This is a genomic window from Acidovorax sp. GW458-11-26-14-TSB4, from assembly GCF_059423865.1.
The window spans coordinates 64,617-75,214 of the sequence record NZ_JBWKYR010000018.1 but is presented as its reverse complement, the minus strand read 5'-3'; the positions used below and the strand labels follow the sequence as shown (position 1 = coordinate 75,214).

Here is a 10,598-nt window from a genome sequence, read left to right as displayed (position 1 = left end):
CAAGCGCTGCGCGCGGGCGCCGCATGAGCGGCGCCTCCTGGATCAATTGGCCCGCAGCTTCGATCACGCGCGGTGACCGAACGACGTGGGTTCTGTGGCCACATCACATCGCCTGCGGCGATATGAGTGTCCCCAAACCCCACAAGCGCTGCGCGCTGGCGCCGCATGAGCGGCGCCTCCTGGATCAATTGGCCCGCAGCTTCGATCACGCGCGGTGACCGAACGACGTGGGTTCTGTGGCCACATCACATCGCCTGCGGCGATATGAGTGTCCACGAACCCTGCAAGCGCAGCGCGCGGGCGCCCACGGCGCCCTTCTCGATCAATTGGCCTTGGCCAATTGATCGAGAATTGCAGGGTTCTCCAGCGTGGAGGTGTCCTGCGTGATGGCTTCGCCCTTGGCGATGCTGCGCAGCAGCCGGCGCATGATCTTTCCGCTGCGGGTCTTGGGCAGGTTGTCGCCGAAGCGGATGTCCTTGGGCTTGGCGATGGGGCCGATTTCCTTGGCCACCCAGTTGCGCAGTTCGTTGGCGATCTGCTTGGCCTCTTCGCCGGTGGGGCGGGCGCGCTTGAGCACGACGAAGGCGCAGATGGCCTCGCCGGTCACGTCGTCGGGGCGGCCGACCACGGCGGCTTCCGCCACCAGGTCGGTCTTGGAGACCAGGGCCGATTCGATCTCCATGGTGCCCATGCGGTGGCCCGAGACGTTGAGCACGTCGTCGATACGGCCGGTGATGCGGAAGTAGCCACGGTCGGCGCTGCGTACGGCGCCGTCGCCGGCCAGGTAGTAGCCCTTGAGCTCTTCGGGGAAGTAGGCCTTCTTGAAGCGCTCGGGGTCGTTCCAGATGGTGCGGATCATGCTGGGCCAGGGGCGCTTGATGACCAGGATGCCGCCCGTGCCGTTGGCGATGTCATTGCCCACCTCATCGACGATGGCGGCGGCGATGCCGGGCAGCGGCAGCGTGCAGCTGCCGGGCACCAGCGGCGTGGCGCCGGGCAGCGGAGTGATGACGTGGCCGCCGGTCTCGGTCTGCCAGAAGGTGTCCACGATGGGGCAGCGCTCGCCGCCCACGTTCTTGTGGTACCACATCCAGGCCTCAGGGTTGATGGGCTCGCCCACGCTGCCCAGGATGCGCAGGCTCGACAGGTCCGAGCGCGCGGGGTGCACGGCGGCATCGCCCTCGGCCGCCTTGATGAGCGAGCGGATGGCCGTGGGCGCGGTATAGAAGATCGTGCATTGGTGCTTCTCGATCATCTGCCAGAAGCGGCCAGCGTTGGGGAAGGTGGGGATGCCCTCGAAGATGATCTGCGTGGCGCCTGCGGCCAGCGGGCCGTAGGCCACGTAGGTGTGGCCGGTGATCCAGCCGATGTCGGCCGTGCACCAGAAGATGTCGTCCGGGCGCAGGTCGAAGGTCCAGTCCATCGTGAGCTTGGCCCACAGCAGGTAGCCGCCGGTGGAGTGCTGCACGCCCTTGGGCTTGCCGGTGGAGCCGCTGGTGTACAGGATGAACAGCGGGTGCTCGGCGCCCACGGGCACGGGCGGGCAGTCGCTGGACTGGCCCTCAAGGATCTCGCCAAAGGTCTTGTCGCGGCCTTCCACCATGTTGCAGGCGGTGGGGGTGCGCTGGAACACGAAGACGTTGCGGATGGTGCCGCAGCCGCCCATGGCCAGGGCCTCGTCGATGATGGCCTTGAGCGGCAGCTCCTTGCCGCCGCGCATCTGGAAGTTGGCGGTGACCACGGCCACGGCGCCCGCGTCGATGATGCGCTCCTGCACCGCCTTGGCGCTGAAGCCGCCGAACACCACGCTGTGCGTGGCACCGATGCGCGCGCAGGCCTGCATGGCGATCACGCCCTCCACCGTCATGGGCATGTAGATCAGCACGCGGTCGCCCTTGGCCACGCCATGGGCCTTGAGCGCGTTGGCGAACTGGCCCACGCGGGCCAGCAGTTCCTTGTAGGTCACGCGGGTCACGCTGCCGTCGTCGGCCTCGAAGATGATCGCGTCCTTGTTCTCGGTGGGGGTGCCGATGTGGCGGTCCAGGCAGTTGGCGCTGGCGTTGAGCTCGCCATCGTCGAACCACTTGAAGAAGGGGGCGTTGGACTGGTCGAGCGTGCGCGTGAAGGGCTTGCTCCATTGCACGTTCTCGCGCGCCAGGCGGGCCCAGAAGCCCTCGAAGTCCTTGTCGGCCTCGGCGCACAGGGCGTCGTAACCGGCCATGCCGGATACACGCGCAGCCTTCACAATGGCTTCGGACGGGGGGAATACGCGGTTCTCGACCAGCACGGACTCGATCGCGGAGGTGGAAGCTGCACTCATCTTGTTGTCTCCTGGGTCTGATGGAATTGATTTGGCCGGTACTGTCCTGCGCAGCACTTACAAGCCACTGACTGGCACGAAGCTTACAGAACTGGCGCGCAAGCCCCTGCGGGCCGGTCGAATACCTGTCACGCGCCACCCCCTAAAATTGCGCGTCTTCCCCACTCCAGCCCATTTATGTCCGCTCCCAAGCCACCCCTGACACCCGCCCCCATGCGCCCCCTGCCCTCGCTGATCTTTGCCAGCCGCTGGCTGCAGCTGCCCCTGTACCTGGGCCTGATCCTGGCGCAGGCGGTGTATGTCTTCCACTTCTGGGTGGAGCTGGTGCACCTGATCGAGGCGGCCTTCGGCGACACCAATGCGCTGAAATCGCTGGTCTCCAGCATCGGCTACAAGAGCGATGTGGACGTGACCGCGCTCAACGAGACCATCATCATGCTGGTGGTGCTGGCGCTGATCGACGTGGTGATGATCTCCAACCTCTTGATCATGGTGATCGTGGGCGGCTACGAAACCTTCGTCTCGCGCCTGCACCTCGAAGACCACCCCGACCAGCCAGAGTGGCTGAGCCACGTGAACGCCTCGGTGCTCAAGGTCAAGCTGGCCACCGCCATCATCGGCATCAGCTCCATCCACCTACTCAAGACCTTCATCAACGCCGCCAACTACGACCTCAAGGTGCTGATGTGGCAGACCATCATCCACGTGGTGTTCCTGCTGAGCGCGCTGGCGATTGCCGCCACGGACCGCCTGATGGCGCACAGCACGCCGCCTGCGCGTCACTGAGGGCGGTGCCCTCCTTCCCGAAAGGCCGCCGCGAGCGGCCTTTTTCATGCCCGAAGAAATCATCGTGCGCGCCGCACATGCGTATACCATGGCTGCAAAAAACCGCTTTCTGGACATAAAAGCACTGAATACATACAATGCAGGGGTGTTTTACAACCTGCAACGCAGGTAATTCGCCTTCCTGCAGGGCGAATCCCAGTCGGCACAGCCTTGTCTTCTTTCTGACAGACAGCCATTCCCCGACGCCTCGGCCGGATCTGCGGCCCTGATGCCCATCACTGCACGGTGCCGCCCTTGGCGGTGGCGCCGAGCCAGCGCCCCCGGAAGTCCTCTGCCCAGACCTCTTCCGGCGCGCACCCAGGCCCTTGCGCACCGCCTTCGCGTGCCATTCGGGCCGATCTCTTCCAGCCCCGTTTCCGTGCCCCTGCACGCACTGCATTGCGCGTGCCTGCCGGGTCGGCTGCCGCATCAGGGTTTTGCTTTTTCCGGCCTCCGCACCTGGCCCCCTTTCGGGTGGCCAGGCCTGTTGAACCAAGCCGTCACTCAACGAGGGAGGACCCACCCCATGGCCAAACAAATCAGCATCGACCATGTCTTCAAGGTTTTCGGCGACGCGCCGCAGACCGCACTGGACCTGGCCCGCCAGGGCCTGGACAAGAAGGACATCCTGGCCCAGACCGGCCAGTCCATCGGCGTCTTCGACGCCAGCTTCACCATCGCCGCAGGCGAGATCTTCGTCGTCATGGGCCTGTCGGGCTCGGGCAAGTCCACCCTGGTGCGCATGCTCAACCGCCTGATCGAGCCCACGGCTGGCCGCATCCTGGTGGATGGTGAGGACATCAACGCCCTGAGCGACCGCGCGCTGCGTGCCCTGCGCCGCAAGGACATCAGCATGGTCTTCCAGTCCTTCGCGCTGATGCCGCACATGACAGTGCTGGACAACGCCGCCTTCGGGCTGGAACTGGCGGGCGTGGACCGTGCCGAGCGAGAGCAGCAGGCGGCCCTGGCACTGGACCAGGTGGGCTTGGCAGGCTGGGGCGCGAGCTACCCCGACGAGCTCTCGGGCGGCATGCAGCAGCGCGTGGGCCTGGCCCGGGCACTGGCCAGCGACCCGTCCATTTTGCTGATGGACGAGGCCTTCTCGGCGCTGGACCCCATCATCCGCACCGAGATGCAGAGCGAGCTCTTGCGCCTGCAGCAGGTGCGCCGGCGTACCATCGTCTTCATCTCGCACGACCTGGACGAGGCCATGCGCATCGGCGACCGCATCGCCATCATGAAGGACGGCGAGGTGGTGCAGGTGGGCACACCCGACGAGATTTTGCGCACCCCGGCCAACGACTATGTGCGCAGCTTCGTGCGCGGGGTGGATGCTGCCGCCGTGTTCAAGGCCGGCGACATCGCGCGCAAGCGCCTGACGGTGGTCAACGAGCACAGCGAGCGCGGCGCCCGTGCGGCGCTGCAGCTCATCGAAGGGCATGACGACGACTTTGCCTACGTGGTCAGCCCCACCAAACAGTACCTGGGCACCGTGTCGGCCGACTCGCTGCGCTCGGCCCTGCAGGGCCATGCCGGGCCGCTGGGGCTGCACCATGCCTACATCGGCTGCGTGGAGCCCATCGATGCCCAGGCCCCGGTGGCCGAACTGTTCGGCCAGGTGGCCCAGGCCCCTTGCGCGCTGCCTGTGGTGGAAGCCGATGGCCGCTTTCGCGGTGCCATCAGCAAGACCACGCTGCTGCGCTTTCTGGACCGGGATACGCCACCCATCCCGGCCACTGCGCCCACCCCATCGAACGCCACCACCGGGAGCCCCGCATGAACGAAACCACCACGACCATGACCCCCACGCTCCCTGCCATGGCCCCGGAGGCGCCGCTGCCCCTGCAGCCCGACCACAGCCCCTGGGCGGCAAGCGATGCCGCCATGGCGCAGCCAGCCCAGCCCGCGCCGTATGTCGACCCATGGGAGGCGTCCATGCAGCCCGCCGATGGTGGCGCAGGCGCGACCGACTGGCTCAACGCCCCCACGCCCGTGGTGGACGCCGCCAGCACCGTGGACCCCGCTGCCACGGGCGGCCTGCACCTGCACCAGCTGTTCGATGGCTCCCTGCCGGTGGAGGCCTGGATCAACCAGGGTCTCTCCTGGGCGGTGGCGCATTTCCGCCCCTTTTTCCAGAGCGTGCGCGCGCCCATCGACGGCACGCTCAGCGGGATCGAGGGCCTGCTCACCAGCCTGCCCGCACCCGCCATGGTCGTGCTGGCCGGGCTGCTGGCCTGGCAGTTCGCGGGCCGTGCGCTGGCGCTGGGCACGGTGGTGTCGCTGGCGCTGGTGGCACTGCTGGGCATCTGGCCCGAGGCCATGGTCACCCTGTCGCTGGTGCTGACCTCGCTGGCTTTCTGCGTGCTGATCGGGCTGCCCCTGGGCATTGTGCTGGCCAGCAGCGACCGCGCCCAGCGCTTCATGCGCCCGGTGCTCGACGCCATGCAGACCACGCCGGCCTTCGTCTACCTGGTGCCGGTGGTGATGCTGCTGGGCATCGGCAATGTGCCGGGCGTGGTGGTGACCATCGTCTTCGCGCTGCCGCCGCTGGTGCGCCTGACCAACCTGGGCCTGCGCCAGGTGCGGCCCGACCTGATCGAGGCCTCGCGCGCCTACGGCGCTTCGCCGTTGCAGATGCTGGTCAAGGTGCAGCTGCCGCTGGCCATGCCGTCCATCATGGCCGGCATCAACCAGGCGCTGATGCTGTCGCTGTCCATGGTGGTCATCGCCTCCATGATCGCCGTGGGCGGCCTGGGCCAGATGGTGCTGCGCGGCATCGGCCGGCTGGACATGGGGCTGGCCACCGTGGGCGGCCTGGGCATCGTGCTGCTGGCCATCACGCTGGACCGCATCACCCAGTCGCTGGGCCAGCCGCGCCGCGGCGCGCGCCGCTGGTGGCACACCGGCCCCGTGGGCTTGGTGCTGCGCCTGGTTGCCCGCCTGGTGCGGCCCGCCAGCACCCCACCACAGGCCGATACATCGCCCGCCCAGGCCGCACTGGCCCGTGACGTGCGCTGACCGCCAGCCAATAGCGAAAGGAAACCACACCATGCCATCGATCCGACACCGAACAGCCGCCCTGCTGGCCGCGCTCGCCCTGGCCGGCGGCGCACAGGCACAGCCGGCCGACCTGCCCGGCAAGGGCATCACCGTGCAGCCGCTGCAAAGCTCCATCGCCGAAGAGACCTTCCAGACCCTGCTGGTGGGCCGCGCGCTTGAAAAGCTGGGCTACACCGTGCAGCCCATCAAGGAGGTGGAGTACCCCACGGCCCACGTCGCCATCGCCCAGGGCGACGCCACGTACATGGCCAACCACTGGGACCCGCTGCACGCCGACTTCTACAGGAACGCCGGGGGCGACGCCAGGCTGTCGCGCACCGGCAGCTACTCGCAGAACGCCGTGCAGGGCTACCTGATCGACAGGAAGACGGCCGAGCGGTACGGCATCACCCGCATCGACCAGCTCAAGGACCCGCAACTCGCCAAACTGTTCGACACCAACGACGACGGCAAGGCGGACCTGACGGGCTGCACACCCGGCTGGGGCTGCGAGGGCGTGATCGAGCACCAGCTCACGGCCTATGGCCTCACCGGCACGGTGACCCACGTGCAGGGCAGCTATTCGGCGCTGATCGCCGACACCATCGCCCGCTTCAAGCAGGGCCAGCCCATCCTGTACTACACCTGGACACCCTACTGGGTCAGCGGCCTTCTGCGCCCCGGACAGGAAGTGGTGTGGCTGCAGGTGCCGCACACCGCCCTGCCGGGCGAGCAGGCGGGGGTGAACACGCAATTGCCCAACGGCAAGAACTACGGCTTCATCCCCAACCACCAGCGCATCGTTGCCAACAAGCAGTTCACCGATGCCAACCCGGCCGCGGCCAAGCTGTTCGAGGTGATGCAATTGCCCGTGGGCGACATCAATGCGCAGAACCTGGCCATGCAGGGCGGCCAGAACACGCAGGCCGACATGGTGCGGCACACCGATGGCTGGATACGCGCGCACCAGGCCACCTTCGACGGCTGGATCGCGCAGGCATTGGCGGCGGCGAAGTAAACGGGCAAGTGTGAGGAATGTCTCACTCTTTCGGGTGAGTGTGTGTGGTGCAGGCCACAAGTGGCCTCGGCGGACCGCAGGCGGCGGGGCGTGCGCCGCATAATCCGGCCGCTTCCCACTTTGCCGGCCATCGACGATGGCCCGCCGCACCACCATGCAATGCCCGCGCTGCAACTGGCAGAACCACGCTTCCTACACCCAATGCTTCAGCTGCCAGGCACCGCTGCCGGTGGCTGGCACGCAGGCAGGCGCAGCACCGGCACCAGCCCCCTTCGCCTTCCCCACGGCCAAGGCGCCCGCGCCAGCCCCCCGGCCCGCGCCGGCGCAGGCGCAGGCGCACCAGGTCGAGCTGGTCGAGGTGTTTCCCGGCACCTTGGCGCGCCTGGGCGCCACGCTGATCGACGGGCTGCTGGCGCTGGTGTTGCCGATTGCGATGGTGCTGGCCTGGGTCTTCGCGCGCCCAGCCTTCGACGCGGCGCCCAATGCTGCCTACCCCGCCGCACTGGCGCTGGCCGTGCTGGGCCTGTTCGCACCCGCTCTGATGGATGCCATGGGCCAGGGCTCGCCGGGCAAGCGCCTGCTGCGCATGCGCGTCGCCACGGGCACGGGCGAGCGCCCTGGTGTGGCGCGCTCGATGCTGCGGCATTTCCTCAAGTACACGCTGACCCTGGGGCTCACGCTGGCCGTGCCCTTCCTGCTGCACCGCGTGCTCACGGCCCTGTTCGGCGAACGCGGCCTGCACAGCTCGATGACGGGCACCTTCGTGGTCTCCAACCAGGCCAGCGACACCGCCATCCGCAAGGCCGTGGCGCTGGAGCGCGGGCCCGGCTGGTTCCTCAAGGCCATGGTGGTGCTGGGCGCCTTGTCGGCCTTCAGTTTTGCGGTCATGGTGGGGATTGCCCTGTGGAAGCAAGGCGACGAGCCCGACAACCCGCACCGCGAGCAGGTCCGCCAGTTGGACAAGGCCGCACGCCCCGTGCTGCAACTGGTGGAGAACCACTACCGCGGCAGCGGCAGCTTCCCCGCCAGCGCGGCGGCCATCGGCCTCACGCAGGCAGGGCAGTTGCCGGCAGGCTTCAAGGCGCTGGCCATCGAGCCCGCCAATGGCGTCGTGCGCCTGACCATTGCCGATGGGGCGGGCGAGCCGCTTGCCGGCAAGCACCTGGTCTATATGCCCACGATGAAGAAGCGCAAGGGCCAGAGCGACCTGGGCAAATGGCAGTGCGGCAGCGACGACATCGCGCGCGAGAACCTGTCCTTCGGCTGCCGGCACGCGGTAGCGGGCGCCGCCAGATAGCCCGGCCGTGCGGCGCCGTCCCACGCCGGTGTCGAGCCGGCTCCTACGGCACACCGCGGCAGGGCGCGGTGTGATCGGGGCATGCCCTCGCCTGCTGCCTCCCCCCGCAAGAATCGCCCATCCCGCCCGCGCCTGCCCGGTGGCCTGCGCTATGTGAGCACGGCCATGCCGGGCCTCACGCGCGTGCGGCGCGGCAAAGCCTTCCGCTACCGCAGTCCCGATGGGCAGTGGGTGGTGGACCCGGATGAGGTGGCGCGCATCAACAAACTGGCTATCCCTCCGGCCTATACCAGCGTGTGGATCTGCCCGCTGCCCAACGGCCACCTGCAGGCCACGGGGCTGGACGCCCGCGGCCGGCTGCAGTACCGCTACCACCCCGAGTGGCGTGCGCAGCGCGATGAGAGCAAATTCGGCCGCATGCAGGCCTTTGGCCGCGCGCTGCCACGCATCCGTGCGCGGGTGGCGCGCGACCTCAAGGAAGGGGTGCGCGGCAAGGCCCTGGGCCGCACCGTGGTGCTGGCCACGCTGGTGCGCCTGCTGGACACTACTTTCGTGCGCGTGGGCAACGAAGAGTATGCGAGCAGCAACAACTCCTTCGGCCTGACCACGCTGCGCACCCGCCACGCCAAGCTGCACGGCAGCAAGCTCACGCTGAGCTTTCGCGGCAAGAGCGGCGTGCCGCAACAGGCCGCGCTGGACGACCCGCGCGTGGCCCGCGTGGTGCGCCGCTGCCAGCAGCTGCCGGGGCAGGAGCTGTTCCAGTATCTGGGTGAGGACGGCCAGGCCCACACCGTGGGTTCGGGTGACGTGAACGACTACCTGGCCGAGATCACCGGTGCGGACAAGGCTGGCGACGACACGGCCGTGCGCTTCACCGCCAAGGACTTCCGCACCTGGCACGGCACGGTGCAGGCCCTGGAGCTCACGCGCTTGGCCTGCACCGGGCAGACCGGCGAGCCTGCCTACAGCGCCAAGCACATCCTGGCCGAGGTGGCGCGCCAGCTGGGCAACACCCCGGCTGTGTGCAAGAAGTCGTATGTGCACCCGGCCGTGCTGGAGCTGGGTTCGCGCCTGGCGTCCGATGCCGGGCCGGGCATGCAGTCGGTGTGGGAGCGCATCGGCGGCGCCGCATCCCCACGGGGCTTGAGCGCGGCGGAACGCAGGCTCCTGGCCTTTTTGCACCGGCCCCGCGCCAAGGGCTGCTGAGGTCCTGTCGCCAATGTGCCCCGGCGGGCGCTACCGCCCCGGGGCGCGCCGCTAAAATTGCTGCAGCGCGGCAAACGCCGGGCCTTTCTTTCGACTTGCCCCGAGAGCAGCCACCCACCATGCTGGATTCCTTGAGCCACGGCATCGACCGCAACCCGCAGCAGCGCCCCTTCCTCAGCCTGGAAGAGCGCGACGCCATCAACCGCGGCCGCTGGTTCGCGGCGCTCACGCCCTCGCTGCGGCACGACATCCTGCGCCTGGGCCGGGTCACGCGCTATGCGCACGGCAAGGTGATCGTCGAGCAGGGCAAGCTCGCGACCGACTGGTTCACCTGCGCCAGCGGGGCCATCCGTTTCCGGCGCACCACGCCCTCGGGCAAGCAGGTCACGCTGGCCTATGTGGAGCCGGGTATCTGGGTCGGCGAGGCCGAGGTGCTGCACCAGGGCGCCAACACCTACGATGCCCACGCGCACGGCCCCACCACGGTGCTCAGCGTGGCCGAGGCGGTGTTCCGCCAGCTGCTGCGCGAACACCCCTCGTTCGGCGAGGCGCTGCTCACCCTGCAGGCGCGGCGCATGCGCTACCTGTACTGGATGATGGAGGACATGGCCACCCTGCCCCTGCGCGCGCGGCTGGCCAAGCAGCTGTTGCACATGCTGCGCCGCTTCGGCGAGCGCGCCGCCGTGCCCGGCACGCGCGGCGCCATCGGCCTGTCGCTGGTGCAGGACGAACTGGCCCAGTTGCTCGGTGGCTCGCGCCAGCGCATCAACATGGAACTCAAGTGGATGGAGCGCGAGGGCATCATCGGCATCCACCAGCGCGACATCGTGGTGCACAACCTGGCGCAGCTCGAAGCGCTGGCGCAGCAGGAGGCCTTGCCACCAGGCTGAGGC

The 10,598-nt window shown here is 68.4% G+C and carries 10 protein-coding genes; 9 read left to right on the top strand and 1 reads right to left on the bottom strand.

Going from position 1 to position 10,598, the window contains the following annotated elements; all coding sequences use genetic code 11:
* A partial coding sequence (locus AC07X5_RS26080) for a hypothetical protein (protein WP_494772495.1) occupies positions 1-218 on the top strand: 218 nt, incomplete at its 5' end.
* A gap of 104 nt (positions 219-322) precedes the next feature.
* On the opposite strand, the gene acs is transcribed toward AC07X5_RS26080, so the two are convergent.
* Complete coding sequence (acs, locus tag AC07X5_RS26075) at positions 323-2,320, bottom strand: acetate--CoA ligase (protein ID WP_494772494.1); 1,998 nt, start codon at positions 2,318-2,320, stop codon at positions 323-325.
* 213 nt (positions 2,321-2,533) lie between these two features.
* Here acs and AC07X5_RS26070 point away from each other — a divergent pair, with 213 nt between their 5' ends.
* The 8 genes from AC07X5_RS26070 to AC07X5_RS26035 all read left to right on the top strand — a co-directional run bounded on the left by AC07X5_RS26070 (position 2,534) and on the right by AC07X5_RS26035 (position 10,595).
* Positions 2,534-3,106, top strand: a complete 573-nt coding sequence (locus AC07X5_RS26070) for a TIGR00645 family protein (RefSeq protein WP_494772493.1) — start codon at positions 2,534-2,536, stop codon at positions 3,104-3,106.
* Between the two features lie 46 nt (positions 3,107-3,152).
* Positions 3,153-3,278 (top strand): hypothetical protein, encoded by a 126-nt coding sequence (locus AC07X5_RS26065; RefSeq protein WP_494772492.1) that lies wholly within the window; start codon positions 3,153-3,155, stop codon positions 3,276-3,278.
* A gap of 393 nt (positions 3,279-3,671) precedes the next feature.
* A complete protein-coding gene (gene proV, locus AC07X5_RS26060) occupies positions 3,672-4,925 on the top strand; it encodes a glycine betaine/L-proline ABC transporter ATP-binding protein ProV (protein WP_494772491.1) in 1,254 nt (417 codons plus the stop codon).
* Positions 4,922-6,163, top strand: coding sequence for a glycine betaine/L-proline ABC transporter permease ProW (gene proW, locus AC07X5_RS26055; RefSeq protein WP_494772490.1), 1,242 nt, complete (start codon positions 4,922-4,924; stop codon positions 6,161-6,163). The genes proV and proW overlap by 4 nt, the downstream gene beginning before the upstream one ends.
* 31 nt (positions 6,164-6,194) lie before the next feature.
* Positions 6,195-7,202, top strand: a complete 1,008-nt coding sequence (gene proX / locus AC07X5_RS26050) for a glycine betaine/L-proline ABC transporter substrate-binding protein ProX (protein WP_494772489.1) — start codon at positions 6,195-6,197, stop codon at positions 7,200-7,202.
* A 136-nt stretch (positions 7,203-7,338) separates the two neighbouring features.
* Positions 7,339-8,499 (top strand): RDD family protein, encoded by a 1,161-nt coding sequence (locus tag AC07X5_RS26045; protein ID WP_494772488.1) that lies wholly within the window; start codon positions 7,339-7,341, stop codon positions 8,497-8,499.
* An 81-nt stretch (positions 8,500-8,580) separates the two neighbouring features.
* The gene (locus AC07X5_RS26040; protein ID WP_494772487.1) at positions 8,581-9,705 is read left to right on the top strand and encodes a DNA topoisomerase IB; all 1,125 of its coding nucleotides are present in this window, start codon (positions 8,581-8,583) and stop codon (positions 9,703-9,705) included.
* Between the two features lie 119 nt (positions 9,706-9,824).
* Positions 9,825-10,595: a Crp/Fnr family transcriptional regulator gene (locus AC07X5_RS26035; RefSeq protein WP_409963893.1), complete on the top strand. Its 771-nt coding sequence runs from the start codon at positions 9,825-9,827 to the stop codon at positions 10,593-10,595.
* The last annotated feature ends 3 nt before the right edge of the window (positions 10,596-10,598 follow it).